Below are 21766 nucleotides of genomic sequence, written 5' to 3'. Positions count from 1 at the left end.
TCTACGTCAGTTGAACGAGTCGCCGCAGGCGCAGCTGCCGGTCGCGTTCGGGTTGTCGATCGTGAAGCCCTGCTTCTCGATGGTGTCGACGAAGTCGATGGTGGCTCCGCCGACGTACGGCGCGCTCATCCGGTCGACCGCGAGGGTGACGCCGCCGAAGTCGTCGGTGAGGTCACCGTCGAGGCTGCGATCGTCGAAGAAGAGCTGGTAGCGCAGACCGGCACAACCACCCGGCTGCACGGCGATGCGCAGCGACAGGTCGTCGCGGCCCTCCTGGTCGAGCAGGCCCTTCGCCTTCGCGGCGGCCGCATCGGTCAGGTTGACCCCGGTCGTGGTGGCGGCGCCGGCTTCGTTCTGGACGGTCATCGATGCTCCTCAGTGTTGCTTCTGACTCGGTCGTGCTCTGACGGTCGACTCAGTCGTTGCGCTGACGGTCGTCAGGGGTGGGATGTCGGGTCGTCGGTTCTCCGACGGCGTCGGCATCCCGATGTCCGTGGAACGCGTGCACGTGCGCGCGTCCGTGCGAGTCCAACGGTACTCCTCCACCCGCTATTCCCGCCTGCGAGCCGGGTGCGCGCGCCGGATTCCGACCGGACAGATCTTCCCGACCCGATCGGTTCGCGTACCGGCGCTGGTTCACGAGGTGCCGCGCGCGACCTTCTCCGCGAGGATGGCGAGCTGGTTCTCCGCGTCCGCCATCGCGACCTCGACGGATCCGGCGACGTCGACGACGGCGTGGGCGGACCGGATGCCGGCCTCCGTGATCTCGGCGGCGCCCAAGGTGATTTGCCCGGCCAGCACCACGGTCGGCACCCCGGCTTGCGCCGCGGTCCCGGTGAGGGCGGCCACCACCTTGCCGCGCAGCGTCTGGGAGTCGAATCTGCCCTCCCCGGTGATCACGAGATCGGCACCGGCGACGGTTTTCTGCTGGTCGGTCGCGTCGGCGACCACGGTCGCCCCCGACACCCGCCGACCCCCCAGAGCGAGCAGGGCCGCCCCCAGGCCGCCGGCCGCGCCGGAACCCGGCTCGGCCGACACATCGCGGCCCGCCATCTCCGACAACGTCTGCGACCAGACCGTCATCCGTTGTTCGAGGAGCTCGACCGTCGCCGGATCGGCTCCCTTCTGCGGACCGAAGACCGCCGCTGCGCCGAACTCCCCGAGCAGCGGGTTCTCGACATCCGATGCGACCACCAGCGAGACCGACCGCAGGCGGTCGACCGCGGCCTGCGGACCGCCGAGGGCCTCGACCAGACCCCGGCCACCGTCGGTGGTCGCGCTGCCACCGAGACCGACGACCACCGTGGTGACGCCGGCGGAGAGTGCCGCATCCAGCAGCCGGCCCACGCCGCGGGTGGAAGCTGACATCGCCGTCTCCGAGGTCGGCCGACCGCCGAGTTGATGCAGCCCGCACGCCTGTGCGCATTCGAGGTAGGCCACGGCGTCGCCGCCGCGGTCGTCGAACAACCAGCGGGCGCTCACCCCTGCTCCCAGTGGACCGGACACCTCGGCGACGCGGACCTCTCCGAACCGGTTCGCCAGGACGTCGACGAATCCAGGGCCGCCGTCGGACTGCGGCGCCGCCACGATCTCGTCGCCGGGCCGGGCGACAAGCCACCCACGCCCGATGGCGTGCGCCGCCGTCACCGCCGACAACGTGTCGCCGAACGAATCCGGCGCGATCACCACCCGCATCTTCTTCGCCTCTCCGCTTCGACTGTCACCGACGGTGGACTCACCTGCGCCGGTCCGATACCGACCGCACGCCACGCCGTGCCCGGAGTCGTGAGTATAGGGAGGTCGGCGATTCGCGGCAGCGCGGAATCGCCTACCCTCGACGGTGTGAGGCTGCCATGGAAAAAGGACGAGGACACCGCTGTCGGGGATGCCGACGCGACGGTGACGACCGAGGAAGCCGTGGATTCGGCACCGGCCAAGGGCAGCGCGTACACCGAGGGCAAGGGACGACCGACACCGTCCCGACGTGATGCCGAGGGCCGCAAACGGGGGCCCGTGGCGCCGCCCCCGACGACCCGTTCCGAGGCCCGGGCTCGACGCAAGGAGCTGCGGACATCGCTGTCCCGCGAGGACAAGCAGAAGCTGAACGCCGAGCGCCGCACGCAGCGGCAGGTCCAGCGCGAGAAGATGATGGAGGGCGACGAGCGGTACCTCATGCCGCGCGACAAGGGCCCGGTGCGCCGCTACGCGCGTGATCTCGTCGACTCGCGCCGCAACTTCGCCGGTCTCTTCATGCCGTTCGCCATCGTCCTGATCGTGGTGATGTTCCTGCCCGCGATCGCGGTCTACGCCAACATCGTGCTGCTCGTCTTCGTCGTGTTCATGGCGATCGACGCGGTCATCCTCGGCCGGCTCGTCAACCGCCGCGTGCGCGAACGGTATCCCGACAGTGCCGATCCCGGGTTCCGCCTGGGCTGGTACTCCTTCACGCGCGCGATGCAGCTGCGGAAGATGCGCGCTCCGAAACCGCAGGTGTCGGCTGGCGACGCGGTCTAGCGCGGATGGTCAATCGGGGGACGCGGACACTCGTACTCGGTGGTGTCCGATCCGGGAAGTCTGCGTACGGCGAATCCCTGCTCGCGCCACACCGACGGGTCCGTTACATCGCCACCGGTCCGACGACGAGCACCGACGCCGAGTGGGTGGCACGGGTCGCCGAGCACCGTCGGCGTCGCGACGCGCGATATACGACGATCGAGACCATCGAGGTCGCCGAAGCACTCCGCGCCGAAGCAGACGAAGCATCTCTCGTCGACGACCTGGGCAACTGGCTCGCCGCGACCCTCGACGCGCACGGCGCCTGGGACGATCCGGGCGTCGACCTCGCCGACGCACGATCGGCGCTGGCCGCCGCGGTCGGCGACCACCGCGGCGACCTCGTCCTGATCAGTCCCGAGGTCGGTCTGGCGCCGGTGGCCCCGACACCTGCCGGTCGACGCTTCCAGGACGACCTCGGCGCGCTCAACACCGCGATCGCCGCGGTCTGCGATCGTGTGGTCCTCGTCGTCGCCGGTCGCGTGCTCGAACTGCCCGGTGTCGCAAGCGGTGTCGGCCTCCCGGCGGCGGTTGCGCCAGCGCCGGTCGCGTCAACGACGGTCGCATCGGCGCCGACCACTCCCGACACCATCCCGGCAGATGAGGGCAGCGCGTCCGGACCGACCGCGAGCGCCGTCACCGACACGGCTGCGGGTGACCTCTCCGATCGGCCCGGCGTCGCCGGGACGCCGGCCGCCGGACTGGCACCGCGCCCCATCGACCCGACCGACGCCGAGGTGTTCGCGACACCGACGCCGCCGGACCCGTCGGTGGCCCGTGCGGCGCGCGAGCGCCATGCCGATCTCACCAAGCCGCCGGGCTCGCTCGGCCGGCTCGAGGAACTCGGCATCTGGATCTCGGCCTGCCAAGGTGTCTGTCCTCCGCAGCAGATCGAGAACCCGGCGGTCGTGGTGTTCGCCGGTGACCACGGGGTCGCGGCGGGCGGGGTCTCCGCCTATCCCCCCGAGGTGACCGGGCAGATGGTCGCGACCATCGCGTCGGGCACCGCTGCGGTCAACATCCTGGCCCGACGATCCGGCGCGACCGTGCGCGTCGTCGACATGTCGGTCGACGCCGAGACCGCCCCGGAGATCTCCGGCTACAAGGTGCGGCGCAGCAGCGGCGATCTCCGGGTCACCGATGCGCTGACGCTGGCCGAGGCGCGTAGTGCGCTCGCGGCGGGGCGTGCCATCGCCGACGACCTCGTCGACAGTGGCGCCGACCTGCTCATCGCCGGCGAGATGGGTATCGGGAACACCACGCCGGCAACGGTTCTCATCGGCGCACTGACCCGCCGCGAACCCGTCGAGGTGATCGGGCGCGGCACCGGGATCGACGACGCGGGATGGATTCGCAAGACCGCCGCGATCCGCGACGGGATGCACCGGGTGCGGCCGATCCTCCACGATCCCCTCGCCTTGCTGGCCGCGGTCGCCGGTGCCGACCTCACCGCGATGGCGGGCTTCCTCGCACAGGCCGCGATCCGCCGGACCCCGGTGATCCTCGACGGCGTGGTGGTGACGGCCGCAGCGATGGTCGCCAACGAGCTCGCGCCCGGCGCCACGACGTGGTGGGTGGCCGGACACCGCTCCACCGAACCCGCGCATCAGATCGCACTGGATCATCTCGATCTCGAACCGATCCTCGACCTGTCGTTGCGGCTCGGTGAGGGCAGCGGCGCCCTGCTCGCCCTGCCCGCCGTCGGAGCCGCAGTCGACATCCTGAGCTCCATGTCCACCTTCGCCGAGGCCGGTGTCACCGACTCCGGCTCGCAGCCGGTACCCGCCACCTGACAGCGCGCGTGGTCTCCCCCGTACGTGCCGTGCACGTCGCCCTGTCGTGGTTGACGGTCGTGCCGCTCCCGTACCCCCGGGGCGAGATGGACCGACGGATCGGTGGCGCCGTCATCGCCGCGACCCCGGTCGTCGGTGTGTTGCTCGGCGCGGTGGCCGCGGCCGTCGCGGCCGGCCTCTCGCACACCGATCTCCCGAGCGCGCTGATCGGCGTGCTCCTGATGATCATCCTCGCCGGCGGCACCCGCGGCATGCATCTGGACGGTCTCGCCGACACCGCCGACGGCCTCGGCTGTTACGGCCCACCCCAACGCGTGGCCGAGGTGATGCGCAGTGGGTCGGTGGGTCCGTTCGGCGTCGTCGCCATCGTCGCCGTTCTCGGTGTGCAGTGGACGGGCTTCGCGGCGTTGGTCGACGACCACCGGTACTACGAGATCGCGCTGGCGGTGGCGGTGGGCCGACTGGCCGCGGTCGTCGGCTGTCGCCGGGGCCTGACCCCGGCGCACGCGGACGGCTTCGGTTCGCTGGTCGCCGGGACGCAGCGGGCATCGGTCGCCGTGTGGACGCTGGGCGCCGTCGGCGCGGCCCTCCTCGTCGGCCTCCCGGCGCTCGCCGGTTCGCCTCCATCCGGATCACCGCAGCCGACAACCGGATTCGCAATCGCCGACGCACTCACCGCGGTCGTCGCCGTCCTTGTCGTGGTCGCGGTGGCGTGGCAGGTGACCCGGCACAGTGCCCGCCGGGCCGGCGGGCTCACCGGTGATGTGTTGGGTGCCGTGATCGAGATCGGCACCGCGATCATGCTGATCGGTCTACTGGTCTGAGGCAGTCGGCGAGTAGGCGCCCCGAGGCAACGGTCAGAACCCAGCGACCAGAGGCACCGGCCTGGGTGACGCCCGACGGCTCGCAGACGACGAACGCCGTGTCCGCGCGGGGCGGACACGGCGTTGCGTTCGGTCTCGGTCAGCCGCGGTACAGCTCGGTCATCCACCCGTGGGTGTCGGCGAAGGTGCCACGCTGGATCCCGGTGAGGGTGTCCCGCAGAGCCTGGGTGACCTCTCCGGTGGTGCCGTCGCCGATGGTGTAGTCGTCGACCTCGCCCTTGACCCGACCGACCGGCGTGATGACGGCGGCGGTACCGCAGGCGAAGACCTCGGTGATGTCACCCGAGGCCACACCCTTACGCAGTTCCTCGGTGCTGATCTTGCGCTCTTCGACGGCGAAGCCGGCATCGGCCGCCAGCGCCAGGAGGGAGTCGCGGGTGATCCCCGGCAGCAGGGTCCCGCTGAGTTCCGGTGTCACCAGGCGCGCGTCGGCACCGGACCCGAAGACGAAGCAGAGGTTCATGCCGCCCATCTCCTCGATGAAGCGACGCTCCACGGCATCCAGCCAGACGACCTGGTCGCAGCCCTGCTCGGCGGCCTGCGCCTGGGCGAGCAGCGAGGCGGCGTAGTTGCCACCGGTCTTGGCGGCTCCGGTGCCCCCCGGCGCCGCGCGCACGTATTCGGTGGACAGCCACACGCTGACCGGCTTGACGCCCTTGGCGAAGTAGGCACCGGCCGGCGACGCGATCAACACATAGCGGTACTGGTTGGCCGGGCGCACACCCAGTCCGGGTTCGGTCGCGAACACGAAGGGCCGCAGATAAAGCGACTCCTCACCGCCGGCATCGGGCACCCAGAGGTGGTCGGCGGCGAGCAACGCGCGCAACGACTCGACGAAGTCCTCCGCCGGGAACTCCGGCATCGCCAGACGTAATGCGGAGTTGGCGAGACGTTCGGCGTTCGCCTCCGGTCGGAAGGCCGCGATCGAGCCGTCGGGCTGACGGTAGGCCTTGAGGCCCTCGAAGATCTCCTGGGCGTAGTGCAGCACCATCGCCGACGGGTCGAGCGCCAGCGGCCCGTACGGGGTGACCTTCGCGTCGTGCCAGCCACGGTCTACGTCGTAGTCCACCAGCACCATGTTGTCGGTGAAGTACCGGCCGAAGCCGGGTGCCGAGAGGATCTCGGCACGCCGGGACTCCGACACCGGATGAGGGTGCTCGGTGCGGGTGAACTGCAAGGTCATTGATCAATCGTACCGCCGGGACGCAAACCTCTTTCGGCGCACCACGCGGTCCGACGCGAGGCGATCGGACCCCCGCAGAAGTGTGTGTCCGGCTAGACGTGCGACTCGACGAAGGGCGGGCGCACGACCTCACAGGTCAACGGACGTCCGCGCACGTCCACGACCACCTCGTCGCCGATCGAGACACCCGCATCGGTGTCGATCAGCGCGAGGGCGATCCCCTGCTTGAGCGTCGGCGAGAAGGTGCCCGACGTACAGCGGCCGATGACGGCACCACCTGCTCCGGCGAGCACGTCGCAGTCGGCTCGGGGCACCCCGCGTCCGGTCGCCAGCAAACCCTGCAGACGGCGCGCGGGCCCCTGCTCACGCTCGGCGGTCAACGCCGACCGACCGAAGAACTCCGGCTTCTTCCATCCCACCGCCCAGGACGACCGCGCCTGGACCGGGGTGATGTCGGGGCCGAGTTCGTGGCCGTGCAGCGCGTAGCCCATCTCGGTGCGCAACGTGTCGCGGGCACCAAGGCCTGCGGGCGCACCCCCGGCCGCGGTGACGCCCGCCAACAGGGCATCGAAGACCGGTCCGGTGTCGGCCCAGCGAGGAAGCAACTCGTACCCGTGTTCGCCGGTGTACCCCGTGCGACAAACCCGGATCGGTACCCGCACACCGTCCAGGTCGACGTCCGCGTCGGCGAAGGCCATGTACTCCATGTCGGTGGGCAGACCCAGACCGGCGAGCACCTCGGTGGAGCGCGGACCCTGGACGGCCAGCACCCCGTAGTCGCGATGGAGGTCGGTGACCGTGATGCCGGCGGGCGCAGCAGCCGACAGTGCAGCCACCACGGCAGCGGTGTTTGCCGCGTTGGGCACCAGGAACACCTCGTCGTCGGACACCAGGTAGGTGATCAGATCGTCGATGACGCCGCCGGAGTCGTTGCAGCACAGCGTGTACTGGGCCTTGCCGGGCGTGATCTTCGCGAGATCGTTGGTGAGCGTCGCGTTCACGAGCTCGGCTGCACCGGGACCGGCGACCAGGGCCTTGCCGAGGTGGCTGACGTCGAAGATCCCCACCGCGTTGCGGACCGCGGCGTGCTCGGCGACGGTGCCCTCGTAGGACACCGGCATCTCCCACCCTCCGAACGGGGCGAAGGACGCGCCCAGGGCGGCGTGTCGGTCGGTGATCGGTCCGGCCAGCAGTTCGGTCATGGCGACAACGCTACTGCCCGCGATGCGCTCCGATCCACGGCGATCGGGACTCCGGAGCGCCGCCTGTGCCTGTGGCAGAGTTGACCGGGTGAGCAAGAACGAGAGCGTGAACCGGGTCCGAGGTCCTGAGCTGGAGTTGGCGACCACCGTCGGCAAGAACGACCGGGCCGTGGTCATCGGCCTGATCGCGCCCGAGGAGGACTCGGGCGAGCCCACGCTGGTGATCGGCGACGGATTGCTCGACGACGGCCAGGCAGACGAGATCTCGGCCGCGGTCACCGCACTCGGGGCGCGGGGTTCGCACGGCGAGGTGGTGCGATTCCGAGCGCCGGCATCGTTGCCGTCCGAGATCGTCGTGACCGTCGGACTGGGCGATACCGCCGACGTCGACTCACCAGAACTGCTCCGACAGGCCGCGGGCATCGTGGCCCGCGAGCTCGACGGCATCGACCAGATCGCGACGACGTTGTCGACCGTCGACCTCGGTGCCGCTGCCGAGGGATTCTTCTTGGGCGCCTATCGATTCGACGAGTTCCGCTCCGACAAGTCGCGGCCGCGGAAGTCCCCGCCGACCCGGGTCACCCTCCTCGTCGAGACGAAGGACAAGGACGCCAAGGCCGAACTGGCCCGTGCCGCGGCCGTCGCCGACGCCGTCGCGATCGCCCGCGACTTCGTCAACACCCCGCCGAGCCATCTCTTCCCCGAGGAGTTCGCCGACCGCGCCCGCACGTTGGCTGCCGCGGCCGGCCTCAAGGTCGAGATCCTGGACGACGCCGCACTCGACAAGGCCGGATACGGCGGCATCATCGGCGTCGGCAAAGGCAGTTCCCGACTCCCGCGCCTCGTCCGGCTCGTGCACACCGGCCGCAAGGACTCGCCCTCGGTCGCGCTGGTCGGCAAGGGCATCACCTTCGACACCGGCGGTATCTCGATCAAGCCCGCCGCCAACATGGACCAGATGACCTCGGACATGGGTGGTGCGGCGGCGGTCATCGCGGCGACCATCCTCGCGGCGCGACTCGACCTCCCGGTGTCGGTGACCGCCACCGTCCCGATGGCCGAGAACATGCCGTCGGGAACCGCCCAGCGGCCCGGCGACGTGCTCACCCAATACGGCGGCACCACCGTCGAGGTCCTCAACACCGACGCCGAAGGACGTCTGGTCCTCGCGGACGCCATCGTGCGTGCGTGCGAGGACGAACCCGATTACCTCATCGACACCGCGACACTCACCGGCGCGCAGATGGTCGCGCTGGGCACCCGCACCCCAGGCGTGATGGGCACCGACGAGTTCCGCGACCGCATCGCACGACTGTCCACCGAGATCGGCGAGAACGCCTGGCCGATGCCGCTGCCCACCGAGCTGCGCAGCGACCTGAAGTCCCGGGTCGCCGACCTCGCGAACGTCACCAACCACCGGTGGGGCGGCATGCTCTCCGCGGGTCTCTTCCTGCGCGAGTTCGTCGCCGACGGCGTCAGTTGGGCGCACATCGACATCGCCGGTCCGGCGTTCAACAGCGGAGGCCCGTGGGGGTACACCCCCAAGGGCGGCACCGGGGTGCCGGTCCGCACCATCGCACGCGTCCTGGAGGACATCTCGGCCAACGGATGACCGGTCGGATCCCGGCGCCGGAACTTTGCCGGGCACAGGACGTCTGCACGGGACCGGGCGGGTAGGGTTGTCCCGAGGATGGACGGCCACCCGCCGCCCGCCCGTGCATCGTCGGCGCACACACCGCGGTACACCGAAAACCACACAGACCACCATGTCGAGTTGAGGAGTCAACAACGATGGCCTTCTCCGTCCAGATGCCCGCCCTGGGTGAAAGTGTCACCGAAGGGACAGTCACCCGGTGGCTCAAGGAGGAGGGGGACACCGTCGAGGCCGACGAGCCCTTGCTCGAGGTCTCGACCGACAAGGTCGACACCGAGATCCCCTCGCCCGCCGCAGGTGTGCTGACGAAGATCATCGCGCAGGAGGACGACGTCGTCGAGATCGGCGGCGAACTCGCACTCATCGGTGAGGAGGGCGAGGAAGCCTCGTCCGGAGACTCCTCGGGCGACGACTCTTCCGGTGGCGGCGACTCCGCCGACGCGGGACAGGCACCTGCCGGTGAGGACTCGGCCGGTTCCGAGGACTCCCCGACGCCGGAATCCGAGACTCAGGCCGAGCCTGCGCAGGAGTCCGCACCGGCGGCGAGCTCCGGCGGCGGTTCCGCCGAGGGCACCGACGTGCTGATGCCGGAACTCGGCGAGTCCGTCACCGAGGGCACCGTGACCAGCTGGCTGAAGTCGGTCGGCGACGAGGTCGCTGCGGACGAGCCGCTGCTCGAGGTCTCCACCGACAAGGTCGACACCGAGATCCCTTCTCCGGTGGCCGGCACGCTGCTCGAGATCGTCGCCAACGAGGACGACGTCGTCGAGGTCGGCGGCAAGCTCGCCGTGATCGGTTCGGCCGATGCGGCTCCGGCGAAGTCGGCGCCCGAGCCCGAGCCGACCGAGCAGGCCGAGGCCCCGAAGGAAGAGCCGGCCGAGGAGAAGGCCGCCGAACCGGAGCCCGAGCCCGAGAAGAAGTCCGAGCCCGCCCCGTCGTCGCCCGCGAAGCCTGCTGCCGCCGAACAGAAGTCGAGCTCGCCCGAGGTCAAGGTGGAGAAGGCCGGTTCGGACAGCGGTTCGACCCCGTACGTGACCCCGCTCGTGCGCAAGCTGGCGTCGGAGAACAACGTCGACCTGAACTCGATCACCGGCACCGGTGTCGGTGGCCGCATCCGCAAGCAGGACGTGCTCGCCGCCGCGGAGGCCGCGAAGGCACCGGCCGCCCAGTCCGCCGAGCAGGCACCTGCTGCACCGGCAGCCGCACCGGCCGCATCGGGCCCGGGTCCGGAGGTCCGTCCCGAGCTCGCCGCACTGCGCGGGACCACGCAGAAGATCAACCGGATCCGTCAGATCACCGCCAAGAAGACCCGCGAGTCGTTGCAGGAGAGTGCGCAGCTCACCCAGGTCTTCGAGGTCGACCTGACCAAGATCGTCGCGCTGCGCGCCGCCGCCAAGGCGACCTTCAAGGCCAACGAGGGAGTGAACCTCACCTACCTGCCCTTCATCGCGAAGGCAGTGGTCGAGGCGCTCAAGGTGCACCCGAACGTGAACGCCTCGATCGACGAGGCCGCCAAGGAGATCACCTACTACGGCAAGGTCAACCTCGGCATCGCCGTGGACACCGAGCAGGGACTCCTGTCGCCGGTGATCCACAACGCCGACGACCTGTCGATCGCCGGACTGGCCCGCGCCATCGCCGACATCGCGCAGCGCGCTCGCAGCAACGGCCTCAAGCCGGACGAGTTGGCCGGTGGCACCTTCACCATCACCAACATCGGCAGCCAGGGTGCGCTGTTCGACACCCCGATCCTGGTCCCGCCGCAGGCGGCCATGCTGGGCACGGGTGCGATCGTGAAGCGTCCGGCGGTCATCACCGGCGACGACGGCTCGGACTCCATCGCCATCCGGTCACTGTCCTACCTGCCGCTGACCTACGATCACCGGCTGGTCGACGGTGCCGATGCCGGTCGGTTCCTCACCACCGTCAAGAAGCGACTCGAGCAGGCGGAGTTCGCCGCGGATCTCGGCCTCTAGGCAGCGATGCGCGTCGCCGTCGCGGGCTCGCAGGGACTCATCGGTAACGCACTGGTCGAGTCCCTGCGGGCCGACGGTCACGATGTGGTTCGCCTGGTCCGGCGCGAGTCGCTGTCCGCAGACGAGTTCAGCTGGGCCCCCGAGACTTTCGGCGTGCCGCCGGAGAGTCTCGAAGGTGTCGACGCGGTGGTCGGCCTCGGCGGGGTCGGCGTCGGCGACCAACGCTGGAGCGGTCGCTTCAAACAGGCGCTGCGCGATTCTCGGATCACGCCGACAACCGTGCTGTCCGAAGCGGTCGCGCACGCCGACATCCCGACTTTCGTCAGCGCCAGTGCCACCGGTTTCTACGGCGACACCGGAGAGCATGCGGCCACCGAGTCGGATGCCGCAGGCGACGGGTTCCTCGCCGGGCTGGTCGTCGACTGGGAGTCGGCGGCGCGCGGCGGAGTCGACGAGTCCACCCGTCTCGTCCTCCTCCGCACCGCGCCGGTGCTGGCGCCACGCGGCGGTCTCCTGAGCCGATTGCGCCCCATCTTCAAGCTGGGACTCGGCGGCCCGATCGGCGATGGGCACCAATACTTCTCGTGGATCACCCTGACCGACGAGGTACGCGCGATCCGCTACCTCCTCGACGGCGCAGGGACCGACATCGTCGGGCCGGTGAACCTCACCGCACCCGATCCGGTGCCGTTCCGCGAGTTCACCGCGGAGTTCGGCAGGGCCGTCCACCGCCCCACCATCTTCTCCGTCCCGGCCTTCGCGGCACGCACGGTCGGCGGCGAGATGGCCGAGGAAATGATTCTGGCCAGTCAGCGCGTTGTACCCGAGGTGCTGACCGAGCACGGGTTCACCTTCACCCACCCCGACATCTCCACAGGACTCCGATATGCCACGAACTGATCGTTCGTCACGCGCGAGTTCGACGCCGGTCGAGATCCGACACCTGGGCGTCGTCGACTACGCGACCACCTATGACCTCCAACACCGACTGGCGGCCGAACGCGCGGACGGCACGCTCGACCACGACGTGCTCTTGCTGCTCGAGCATCCGCCGACCTATACCGCGGGCAAGCGCACCGAGGACGCGGACCGTCCGACCAACGGCGCACCCGTCGTCGATGTCGACCGAGGCGGCCGGATCACCTGGCACGGGCCCGGACAACTCGTCGGCTACCCGATCGTCAAGCTGGCCGAGCCGCTGGACGTGGTCGATTACGTCCGCCGTCTCGAGGAGGCCCTCATCCGGGTGTGCGCCGATCTCGGACTGTCCACGACTCGTGTCGACGGCCGTTCCGGTGTGTGGGTGATCGATCAGTCCGGCGAGCGCAAGCTCGGCCAGATCGGTATCCGGGTGGCACGCGGGGTGGCTCTGCACGGCTTCGCGCTCAACGCGGACCCGGATCTGTCGGCGTTCTCTGCGATCGTCCCCTGCGGTATCGCCGACGCGGGTGTCAGTTCACTCACACACGAACTCGGTTGGACGATCACCGTCGCGTCGGTGCTCGCCGCGGTCGGATCTGCGGTGACGAGCGCACTCGACGATCGGATCCCGATGGGCGCCGACGCCTCGCCCCCACGGGAGACCATCTCCTCCGGCGTAGGATCGGAGCAGTGACCGTGCCTCCCGAGACCACCACCCAGTCCCCTGCCCCGGGCACACCGAGCGCGACTCCGACCGCCCCCGACGGTCGCAAGCTCCTCCGCCTCGAGGTCCGTAACGCGCAGACCCCCATCGAGCGCAAACCGAACTGGATCAAGACCCGCGCCACCATGGGCCCGGAGTACACCGAACTCAAGGGTCTGGTGAAGCGCGAAGGCCTGCACACCGTGTGCGAGGAAGCCGGTTGCCCCAACATCTACGAGTGCTGGGAAGACCGCGAGGCCACGTTCTTGATCGGCGGCGAGCAGTGCACCCGCCGATGCGACTTCTGCCAGATCGACACCGGCAAGCCCGCCGACCTCGATCGCGACGAACCGCGACGTGTCGCCGAGAGCGTGCAGGCAATGGGGCTGCGCTACTCGACGATCACCGGCGTCGCCCGTGACGACCTGCCCGACGGCGGTGCCTGGCTCTACGCGGAGACCGTGCGCGCGATCAAGCAACTGAACCCGAACACAGGTGTGGAGCTGCTGATCCCGGACTTCAACGCGAAGCCCGACCAGCTCGCCGAGGTCTTCGGTTCGCGGCCGGAGGTGTTGGCGCACAACGTGGAGACCGTCCCGCGCATCTTCAAGCGCATCCGGCCCGCGTTCCGTTATCAGCGCAGCCTCGACGTGATCACCGCGGCGCGCGACGACGGTCTGGTCACCAAGTCCAACCTGATCCTCGGCATGGGCGAGACGCCGGAGGAAGTCCAGGAGGCCATCGTCGACCTGCACGAAGCCGGCTGCGACATCCTGACGATCACCCAGTACCTGCGCCCCTCGCCGCGACACCATCCCGTCGAGCGGTGGGTCAAGCCGGAGGAGTTCGTCGATCACTCGGAGTTCGCCGAGGAGATCGGTTTCGCAGGTGTGATGGCCGGTCCGCTGGTCCGGTCGTCGTACCGTGCCGGTCGGCTGTACGCCCAGGCGATGGCACGTCACGGACGGCCACTGGCACCCGCGATGGCGCATCTCGCCGATGAGGGCTCGGCCAGCCAGGAGGCCTCGAGCCTGCTGACCCGCCTCGCCCGCTGACCACCGATCAGCGCGACGTAAACTGGGCACATGGCAAAGGCGCAGTCATCCGGAAGCAAAGAGGCGAAGGCCGAGGCGAAAGCTGCTCGGCGTAAGGCCTCCAAGGAGCGGCGCTCCCAACTGTGGCAGGCCTTCCAGATGCAGCGGAAGGAAGACAAGCGGCTGATCCCGTATATGGTCGGCCTCTTCGCGCTGATCGTCGCGGTCTTCGTCGTCATCGGCCTGCTGATCGGCTCGGTCTGGCTGCTCCTTCCGCTCGGCATCGTGCTCGGTCTGCTGGCAGCGTTCATCCTCTTCGGACGTCGCGTGCAGAAGTCGGTGTACACCAAGGCCGACGGCCAGCCGGGAGCTGCGGGCTGGGCGCTGGGCAACATGCGCGGTCAGTGGCGGGTCGCACAGGCCGTCAGCGGCACCGCACACCTCGACGCCATCCACCGCGTCATCGGCAAGCCGGGCGTCATCCTGGTCGCCGAAGGGGCGCCCACCCGGGTTCGCTCGCTGCTCGCGCAGGAGAAGAAGAAGGTCGCCCGCGTCGTCGGGGACACCCCGATCTACGAGATCCAGGTCGGTAACGAGGACGGCCAGATCCCTCTCAGCAAGCTCGAGCGCCATCTCAACAAGCTGCCGCGCAACATCGACGGCAAGCGTATGGACGCGCTCGAGGGGCGGCTGTCCGCGCTGGGCGGCCGGGCTCCCGGTCCCGGGATGCCGAAGGGACCGCTGCCGTCGAACGCCAAGATGCGCAGCATGCAGCGTGCCGCGCGGCGTCGCTGACCGACACTCCGCGGCTCTTCCTCCACATCCGACGGCCGGTTCGCGGTCCGCTGGACCACTGCCCCGCTCGTTGTCCGACGAGCGCCCCGTGATCAGCGCGCCGACGGTCCGCGGGTTCTCCCCCCATCGTGTCGCGGGGCGGGTCCCAGCGTCGCCTCGTACCTCGCCAGCAGCGTACGCAACAGCGCGTTCAGGGTGTCCAGATCGGCCGACGACAGTGTCGCGAACAGGGCTGCCTCGGCATCCGTTCGCCGTCGGGTGGCGGCCCGCCACCGCTCCCGTCCGGCCGCGGTGACGACGATCGGCCGCGAACGACCATCTGCCGCAGACGTATCCGCTTCGACAGAACCGGCTGCGGTGAGCCGTCGCAGGCGCGTCGCCACGGTGCCGGACGTGAGGCCGAGCGTCTGACCCAGTTCGGTCGGGGTGCATCGCCCACCGGCCCGCACGATCACCGACAGAGCTTCGCAATCCCCCAGACTGAGGTCGCAGTCGCTCGCGATGTCCTCCATGGTGGCGCCGAAAAGCCGCGCCAGACGGCCGATGCGTTGCCGCGCCTCCTCCACCGGCCGGTCGACATCGTCCATGACGTCGACCCATTCCGCTATCTCCCGACTCACGGAATCGACCGGCCCCACCCGTTCCGCGGTGTCCGCGGACGGTCGGAGGTCCGAGGTGTCGAGCGGAACCCTCAGATCCACCGCATCGCGCGGGATCCCAAGACCTCGTCGCTCGATCGAGCGCGCCTCAGCGGCACCGTCGATCGCGTCCTGACCACTCACTCACATCTCCCTTGACACTCAAGGTATCGCATTGCTTGAATGTCAAGGTACCTGATGTCGGAGTCTCGTCCGGCGATCTCCGACGACAACAAACGAGAGTGAGGCGTCACCATGGGCGAGGTATGGCTGATCACCGGCACGTCGGCCGGATTCGGACGCGCGATCGCCGAGGTGGCAGCCGAGCGCGGGCACACCGTGGTGGCGACCGCTCGCAATCCGTCGTCCCTCACCGGCTTCGACACCGCACTCGCGCTCGACGTCGGCGATCAGGCATCGATCGACGCAGCCGTCGAGGCGACGCTGAGCCGCCACGGACAGATCGACGTCCTGGTCAACAACGCCGGGTTCGGCCTCATCGGCGCCGTCGAGGAGCTGTCCGACACCGACCTGCGAGACGTGCTGGACACCAACGTGTTCGGCGTCCTCCGCACCACTCGCGCGGTGCTCCCCCACATGCGTGCGCGACGATCGGGGCACATCGTCGCCATGTCGTCCGTCGGCGGTGTCGTCGGGAATCCGGGCCATGCGGCGTACGCGACGTCGAAGTTCGCGCTCGAGGGCCTGTCCGAGGCGCTCGCCGGTGAGGTCGCACCCTGGAACATCGGAGTCACGTTGGTCGAGCCCGGTCCGTTCCGCACCGACTTCGCCGGGCGCTCGATCCGGCATGCGGACCCCATCGCCGACTACGCCGACTCCCCCGCCGGCGCCCTGCGCGCCCGATTCGGTGAGCAGGACGGCAAGCAGCCGAACGACCCACGCCGAGCGGCCGAGATCATCGTCGACGTACTGGCCGAGCCCGAACCGCCGCTGCGACTTCCGCTCGGTCCGGAGGCGATCGAACGGATTCGCACCAAGCTGGCATCCCAGCGCACCGAGCTGGATGCATACGCCGAGCGGGCGGCCGACACCCGTTACCGGTAGTCGACGCCGCACGGGGGTCGACTCGGGAGCGACGGCACCGATTCGCGCAGCGGTGCCACAAACCGGGTCAGACCTCGTCGAGGAAACCGTGCAACAGCGTGGCGCTGCCGTCCACGTGGGTCGCCATGGCTGCACCCGCCGACTCCGCGTCGCCGGTGAGTATCGCGATCACGATGGCCTCGTGCTGCTCGTCGGAATGGGCGATGTTGCGGGTGAGCAGCGGGATCTGGTCCAGCATCCGGTTCAGTCGCATCCGGTTGTCGGCCACCATGCCGACCAGACTCGGGGCCCCGGCAGCCTCCGCGATCGCCAGATGCAGACGAGAATCGAGCCGGCGGTAGTCGGCGTCGGTGGCGCCCCGGAGGTCGGTGAGCCGTGACCAGAGCTGCTCTCGCTCGGCCGCGGTGAAGGTCCGGGTCGCCGCCATCCGCGCCGCGCCCACCTCCAGGATCTCCCGGACCCGCAAGACGTCGTCGATGGCTGCTCGACTGATCGGTTCCTGATCCACCGCCGCCGGCTCGGTGCGCGGTGTGGGCGGCGTCTCGGTGAGGAAGGTCCCGCCGTACCGGCCACGGCGGGAGGTGAGGTAACCCGCCTCGGTGAGCGACTTGATCGACTCGCGCACCGTATCCCGACTCACACCGAGCCGACCCGCGAGCTCACGTTCGGGCGGCAACGACCCACCCGGCGCCACCACGCCCAGTCGGATGATCTGCAGGAGCCGACCGACGGTCTCCTCGAAGGCATTCGCGGGCCGGACCGGGATGAGCAGTGCATCCGACAGCGGGGCCCCGACCGACGCATGCGTCGCCTCGACCTCCTCCGGGCCCGAGTCGGTCCCCACCCTGTCTGCGATCGACTTATCCGCCATCGGCCTGTCCGCTACCGGGTCGACTACAGCGGGGTCACATACGCGGAACTGATCCCGCCGTCGACCAGGAAGGTCGACGCGGTGATGAACGACGCGTCGTCGCTGGCGAGGAAGGCGACCGATGCGGCGAGTTCCTCCGGTTCGGCGAATCGCCCGACGGGCACGTGGATCAGCCGTCGCGCAGCGCGTTCGGGATCCTTGGCGAACAACTCCTCGAGCAACGGGGTGTTCACCGGCCCGGGGCAGAGAGCGTTCACCCGGATGCCCTGGCGGGCGTACTGGACGCCCAGTTCGCGGGACATGGCGAGCACACCACCCTTGGACGCCGTGTACGAGATCTGCGATGTCGCCGAGCCCAGCACCGCCACGAACGAGGCGGTGTTGATGATCGATCCCCGACCGGCCGGGGTCATGTGCCGGAGCGCCGCCTTGCAGGAGTGGTACACCGACGTCAGGTTGACGTCCTGCACGCGCTGCCAGGCGTCGATTCCGGTGACCTCGATGAGGTCGTCCTCGGGCGGCGAGATACCGGCATTGTTGAATGCGATGTCGACGCTGCCGTATCGCTCGGCGGCGGTGTCGAAGAGGGCGTCGACCTGGTCGCCGTCGGCGACGTCCACCGGCACGAACAGACCGTCGAGTTCATCGGCGACCCGCGCACCGGCCTCCGGGTCGAGATCACCGATGACGATGGTGGCGCCCTCGGCGTGCATGCGACGGGCCGAGGCCAGGCCGATGCCGCTGGCACCACCGGTGATCACCGCGACCTTGCCCGCGAGTCGCTGGGTGAGATCGACTGTGTTGCTCATGGTTTCCCTTCGTCGGTGATGCTGCGCCGTCTGCGTGCGATCGTCATGCGTCGGCGACGGCGATGAAGACGTTCTTGGTCTCGGTGAAGGCAAACGGGGCGTCGGGGCCGAGTTCACGGCCGATCCCGGACTGCTTGAAGCCACCGAACGGCGTCGAGTATCGGACCGAGGAGTGCGAGTTCACCGACAGGTTGCCGGCCGCCACCGCCCGCGTGACCCGAAGCGCCCGGGACAGGTTCTCGGTCCAGATCGATCCCGAGAGACCGTAGGGCGTGTCGTTGGCGAGCGCTATCGCCTCGGCCTCGTCGGCGAACGTCTGGACGGTCACCACCGGACCGAAGATCTCGTCGCGGACCGTTCGATCCGACGCCGCCGGGGTCAGCACCGTGGGCGGGAACCAGAAACCAGGTCCCGTCGGGGCACTTCCTCGGAAGGCGACGGGAGCATCGTCGGGTACATAGGACGACACCTTCTCCCAGTGCGCCCGGGAGACCAGGGGTCCCATCTCGGTCGACTCCGCGCGCGGATCGCCCACCGTGACACCGGCGACCGCCGGCTCGAACAACTCCATGAAGCGGTCGTACACGGTGCGCTGCACGAGGATTCGACTCCGGGCGCAGCAGTCCTGACCAGCGTTGTCGAACACCCCGTACGGAGCGGTGGCGGCGGCACGCTCGAGGTCGCTGTCGGCGAAGACGATGTTCGCACTCTTGCCGCCGAGTTCCAGGGTCACCGGGGTGACGCTCTCGGCCGCCCGCTCCATCACCCGGGTGCCGGTCGCGGTCGATCCGGTGAACACGACCTTGCCGACACCGGGATGCGTGATCAGTGCGTCCCCCACGACATCTCCCCGTCCCGGCAGTGTCTGCAACAACCCGTCCGGGAGTCCCGCGCTCACGGCCAGCTCTGCAAGCCGGAGCATCGTCAGCGGCGTCCACTCGGCCGGCTTGACCAGCACTGCGTTGCCGGCGGCGAGTGCGGGCGCGAACGCCCATGCGGCGATCGTCATCGGGAAGTTCCACGGGGTGATCACCCCTATCACCCCGATCGGCTCGGCGAAGGTGATGTCGATGCCTCCGGCAACCGGGATCTGTCTGCCCGACAAGCGCTCCGGGGCCGTCGCGTAGTACTCGAGGACGTCGCGGACGTGCCCGGCCTCCCAGGTCGCCTGCCCGATCGGATGTCCGGAGTTGCTGACCTCGAGGTCGGCGAGCTCGCCCTGATGCGCAGCGACGGTGTCGGCGAAACCCCGAAGCCGTTCAGCTCGCTCGGCCGGTGCAAGGGCCGCCCAGATCCGCTGCGCCGACGTCGCGCGAGCGACCGCCTCGTCGACCGCGGTCGCATCGAGCAGTTCGAGTACCGAGATCGTCTCCTCGGTCGCCGGGTTGACGATGTCGATCGTCGTCACGCATCCACCTCCTGATGGTCGTTCGCGCGGTTGCCCGGGGGTGTCGCCAGGTGTCTGGCAGCGGCGTCGACGACCCCTCGGAACAGTCGGAGGTCGTCGAGCGTCTCCTCCGGATGCCATTGGACGGCCAGCACGAACTGCTCACCCGGCCGCTCGACCGCCTCGATCACTCCCTCCGCGTCGACGGCGGAGACGATTAGATCGTCGGCGACACGATCGATGGCCTGGTGGTGGTAGCACTGCGCCTCGACGGCGTCGCCGAGCAGCGATCCGAGGCGCGTGCCCGCGGTCACGGTGATGCGCGAAGTGGTGAACACGGCGTTGCCCGCCTGGTGGCGCGAGTGTCCGAGTACGTCGGGAAGGTGCTGATGCAGGGTTCCGCCGAGAGCGACGTTGAGCACCTGGGCGCCGCGGCAGATGCCCAGCACCGGGAGTCCGCGTCGCAACGCGGCGTCGAGCAGTCCGAACTCCCATGCGTCGCGATCGGTCCGCGGCTCATCGGTGGTCGGGTGCGCCGACTGTCCGTAACTCGAGGGGTCGAGATCCTTACCGCCGGTGAGGATCAGGGCGTCGAGCCGCGCGACCACGTGCTCGGCGATCGGGGTGTCGACGGGCTGCGGCGGGAGCAGCATCGCGGTACCGCCGGCCCGTGTCACGCCGTCGAAGTAGATCCGCGGCAGAAAGCTGGCGCTGACGTCCCAGACGCCGGTCCGAGCCTGCTCGAGGTAGGTCGTCAGCCCGACGAGCGGCGGCCGGTCAGAGTCGCTCAAACCCTCTCACCCTCTCCCAGTCGGTCACCGCCGCATCGTAGGCGGCGAGTTCGATCGCTGCGTTGTTCCGGTAGTGCTCCACCACGTTCGCGCCGAACGCCGCGGCCGCGAGCTCCGATCCGGCGAAGAGTTCGGCCGCCTCCCGCAGGGTGGTGGGCAGCCGCTCCGCCCCGCCACTGTAGGCATTGCCCGCAGCCGGGTCGGCCAGTGGCAGTTCGCGATCGATGCCGTCGAGGCCGGCCGCGATCAGAGCCGCCACCGCAAGGTACTGGTTCACATCGCCGCCGGGCGCCCGACACTCCACCCGCATCCCCGGGCCGTGACCGACCACACGCAGCGCGCAGGTCCGGTTGTCCATCCCCCACGCCACTGCCGTCGGCGCGAAGCTCCCGTCGACGAAACGCTTGTAGGAGTTGATGTTCGGCGCATAGAAGAGCGTCAGTTCCCGCAGGCTCGCCTGGATGCCCGCGACGAAGTGCCCGAACATCGTCGACATCCCGTGCGGTGCCGATTCGTCGGCGAACACCGCAGCGCCGTCGGCGTCCCGCAAGCTGATGTGGATGTGGCAGCTGTTGCCCTCGCGTTCATCGTATTTCGCCATGAAGGTGAGGCTCTTGCCGTGCTGGTCCGCGATCTCCTTGGCGCCGTTCTTGTAGATCGTGTGGTTGTCGCAGGTGGTGAGGGCGTGGTCATACCGGAACGCGATCTCCTGCTGACCGAGATTGCATTCCCCCTTCACGCCTTCGCAGTAGAGCCCCGCGCCCTCCATCCCGAGCCGGATGTCACGCAGCAGGGGCTCCATGCGGGTGGACGCGAGCATGGCGTAGTCGACGTTGTAGTCGGTCGCAGGTGTCAGATCGTGGTACTTCTTCGCCCACGCCTCGCGATAGGTGTCGTCGAAGACCATGAACTCGAGTTCGGTGCCGACGTAGGGCACCAGCCCACGGTCGGCGAGTCGGTCGATCTGGGCACGGAGGATGGACCGCGGCGCGACGCTGATCGGCGGACCGTCGGTGCCGCTGAGATCGGCCATCACCAACGCGGTACCCGGCAACCAGGGGAGCCGACGCAGGGTCGACTCGTCCGGGGTCATCACCATGTCGCCGTAGCCGGTCTCCCAGCTCGACATCGAGTAGCCGTCGACCGTGTTCATCTCGACATCCACCGCGAGCAGGTAATTGCAACACTCGGCGCCGTGTGCGGCGACCTCCTCGACGAACAGACGGGCCGACACCCGCTTGCCGGTGAGACGCCCCTGCATGTCCGGGAAGGCGACGATGACGGTGTCGATCTCGCCCGCGTCGACCATCGTCTGCAGCTCGATCATGGTCAGCCCACCGGTACCGCCCGCCATCAGCTCTCCTCGTCGCCGGATACCCGTCATCTGGACCCGGCCGCTGTCGGGATGTACTCCGGCGACAGCGGCCGGGCGTGGCCACAGTCAACCATTGGACACCTCGTCACCGCGGTCAGCTCGGCGAATTTAACGGGATTGTTTCCGTCAAAG

The 21766-nt window shown here is 69.3% G+C and carries 20 protein-coding genes; 10 read left to right on the top strand and 10 right to left on the bottom strand.

Features of this window, described 5'->3' with window-relative positions:
- Nucleotides 1-6: 6 nt before the first annotated feature.
- Nucleotides 7-366, bottom strand: a complete 360-nt coding sequence (locus GS4_RS16655; RefSeq protein WP_007622654.1) for a HesB/IscA family protein — start codon at nucleotides 364-366, stop codon at nucleotides 7-9.
- A gap of 270 nt (nucleotides 367-636) precedes the next feature.
- Nucleotides 637-1695: a glycerate kinase family protein gene (locus tag GS4_RS16650; RefSeq protein WP_007622652.1), complete on the bottom strand. Its 1059-nt coding sequence runs from the start codon at nucleotides 1693-1695 to the stop codon at nucleotides 637-639.
- A 147-nt stretch (nucleotides 1696-1842) separates the two neighbouring features.
- On the opposite strand from GS4_RS16650, the gene GS4_RS16645 reads away from it, so the two are divergent.
- From GS4_RS16645 to GS4_RS16635, 3 genes are read left to right on the top strand one after another with little or no spacing between them, the layout of a single operon-like run.
- Nucleotides 1843-2514 carry a DUF3043 domain-containing protein gene (locus GS4_RS16645; RefSeq protein ID WP_007622651.1) on the top strand — a complete coding sequence of 224 codons (672 nt, stop codon included), beginning with the start codon at nucleotides 1843-1845 and terminating at the stop codon, nucleotides 2512-2514.
- A 5-nt stretch (nucleotides 2515-2519) separates the two neighbouring features.
- The gene (cobT, locus tag GS4_RS16640) at nucleotides 2520-4346 is read left to right on the top strand and encodes a nicotinate-nucleotide--dimethylbenzimidazole phosphoribosyltransferase (protein ID WP_007622649.1); all 1827 of its coding nucleotides are present in this window, start codon (nucleotides 2520-2522) and stop codon (nucleotides 4344-4346) included.
- Nucleotides 4347-4354: 8 nt separating this feature from the next.
- Complete coding sequence (locus GS4_RS16635; protein WP_007622646.1) at nucleotides 4355-5170, top strand: adenosylcobinamide-GDP ribazoletransferase; 816 nt, start codon at nucleotides 4355-4357, stop codon at nucleotides 5168-5170.
- 139 nt (nucleotides 5171-5309) lie between these two features.
- Here the strand turns inward: GS4_RS16635 and GS4_RS16630 are convergent, their stop codons facing one another.
- Nucleotides 5310-6413 (bottom strand): branched-chain amino acid aminotransferase, encoded by a 1104-nt coding sequence (locus tag GS4_RS16630; RefSeq protein WP_007622644.1) that lies wholly within the window; start codon nucleotides 6411-6413, stop codon nucleotides 5310-5312.
- 92 nt (nucleotides 6414-6505) lie between these two features.
- The gene (gene gcvT / locus GS4_RS16625) at nucleotides 6506-7615 is read right to left on the bottom strand and encodes a glycine cleavage system aminomethyltransferase GcvT (protein ID WP_007622643.1); all 1110 of its coding nucleotides are present in this window, start codon (nucleotides 7613-7615) and stop codon (nucleotides 6506-6508) included.
- Between the two features lie 88 nt (nucleotides 7616-7703).
- Between gcvT and GS4_RS16620 the strand changes: the two genes are divergently transcribed.
- The 6 genes from GS4_RS16620 to GS4_RS16595 all read left to right on the top strand — a co-directional run bounded on the left by GS4_RS16620 (nucleotide 7704) and on the right by GS4_RS16595 (nucleotide 14698).
- A complete protein-coding gene (locus tag GS4_RS16620; RefSeq protein WP_007622636.1) occupies nucleotides 7704-9227 on the top strand; it encodes a leucyl aminopeptidase in 1524 nt (507 codons plus the stop codon).
- Nucleotides 9228-9406: 179 nt separating this feature from the next.
- Nucleotides 9407-11245, top strand: coding sequence for a 2-oxoglutarate dehydrogenase, E2 component, dihydrolipoamide succinyltransferase (gene sucB / locus GS4_RS16615; protein ID WP_007622635.1), 1839 nt, complete (start codon nucleotides 9407-9409; stop codon nucleotides 11243-11245).
- A gap of 6 nt (nucleotides 11246-11251) precedes the next feature.
- The gene (locus GS4_RS16610) at nucleotides 11252-12145 is read left to right on the top strand and encodes a TIGR01777 family oxidoreductase (protein WP_007622634.1); all 894 of its coding nucleotides are present in this window, start codon (nucleotides 11252-11254) and stop codon (nucleotides 12143-12145) included.
- The gene (lipB, locus tag GS4_RS16605; RefSeq protein WP_007622633.1) at nucleotides 12132-12860 is read left to right on the top strand and encodes a lipoyl(octanoyl) transferase LipB; all 729 of its coding nucleotides are present in this window, start codon (nucleotides 12132-12134) and stop codon (nucleotides 12858-12860) included. The genes GS4_RS16610 and lipB overlap by 14 nt, the downstream gene beginning before the upstream one ends.
- The gene (gene lipA, locus GS4_RS16600) at nucleotides 12857-13924 is read left to right on the top strand and encodes a lipoyl synthase (protein WP_007622632.1); all 1068 of its coding nucleotides are present in this window, start codon (nucleotides 12857-12859) and stop codon (nucleotides 13922-13924) included. Before lipB ends, lipA begins: the two co-directional genes overlap by 4 nt.
- A gap of 30 nt (nucleotides 13925-13954) precedes the next feature.
- Nucleotides 13955-14698: a DUF4191 domain-containing protein gene (locus tag GS4_RS16595; RefSeq protein ID WP_007622631.1), complete on the top strand. Its 744-nt coding sequence runs from the start codon at nucleotides 13955-13957 to the stop codon at nucleotides 14696-14698.
- A gap of 92 nt (nucleotides 14699-14790) precedes the next feature.
- On the opposite strand, the gene GS4_RS16590 is transcribed toward GS4_RS16595, so the two are convergent.
- Complete coding sequence (locus GS4_RS16590; protein ID WP_007622630.1) at nucleotides 14791-15480, bottom strand: MarR family winged helix-turn-helix transcriptional regulator; 690 nt, start codon at nucleotides 15478-15480, stop codon at nucleotides 14791-14793.
- Nucleotides 15481-15591: 111 nt separating this feature from the next.
- Here GS4_RS16590 and GS4_RS16585 point away from each other — a divergent pair, with 111 nt between their 5' ends.
- On the top strand, nucleotides 15592-16401 hold the full coding sequence (locus GS4_RS16585; RefSeq protein ID WP_007622623.1) for an oxidoreductase: 810 nt from the start codon (nucleotides 15592-15594) through the stop codon (nucleotides 16399-16401).
- Nucleotides 16402-16468: 67 nt separating this feature from the next.
- On the opposite strand, the gene GS4_RS16580 is transcribed toward GS4_RS16585, so the two are convergent.
- From GS4_RS16580 to GS4_RS16560, 5 genes are read right to left on the bottom strand one after another with little or no spacing between them, the layout of a single operon-like run.
- Nucleotides 16469-17272 (bottom strand): FadR/GntR family transcriptional regulator, encoded by an 804-nt coding sequence (locus GS4_RS16580; protein WP_007622621.1) that lies wholly within the window; start codon nucleotides 17270-17272, stop codon nucleotides 16469-16471.
- Nucleotides 17273-17295: 23 nt separating this feature from the next.
- Nucleotides 17296-18081: a 3-oxoacyl-ACP reductase gene (locus GS4_RS16575; RefSeq protein ID WP_007622620.1), complete on the bottom strand. Its 786-nt coding sequence runs from the start codon at nucleotides 18079-18081 to the stop codon at nucleotides 17296-17298.
- A gap of 43 nt (nucleotides 18082-18124) precedes the next feature.
- Nucleotides 18125-19489 carry an aldehyde dehydrogenase family protein gene (locus tag GS4_RS16570; protein ID WP_007622619.1) on the bottom strand — a complete coding sequence of 455 codons (1365 nt, stop codon included), beginning with the start codon at nucleotides 19487-19489 and terminating at the stop codon, nucleotides 18125-18127.
- Nucleotides 19486-20259: a gamma-glutamyl-gamma-aminobutyrate hydrolase family protein gene (locus GS4_RS16565; protein ID WP_007622618.1), complete on the bottom strand. Its 774-nt coding sequence runs from the start codon at nucleotides 20257-20259 to the stop codon at nucleotides 19486-19488. The genes GS4_RS16570 and GS4_RS16565 overlap by 4 nt, the downstream gene beginning before the upstream one ends.
- Nucleotides 20246-21613: a glutamine synthetase family protein gene (locus GS4_RS16560; protein ID WP_007622615.1), complete on the bottom strand. Its 1368-nt coding sequence runs from the start codon at nucleotides 21611-21613 to the stop codon at nucleotides 20246-20248. Before GS4_RS16560 ends, GS4_RS16565 begins: the two co-directional genes overlap by 14 nt.
- Nucleotides 21614-21766: the final 153 nt, after the last annotated feature.

The sequence above is a fragment of the Gordonia soli NBRC 108243 genome, assembly GCF_000334455.1.
Classification (GTDB): Bacteria; Actinomycetota; Actinomycetes; order Mycobacteriales; family Mycobacteriaceae; genus Gordonia; species Gordonia soli.
This window is presented reverse-complemented; position numbering and strand designations above follow the sequence as displayed.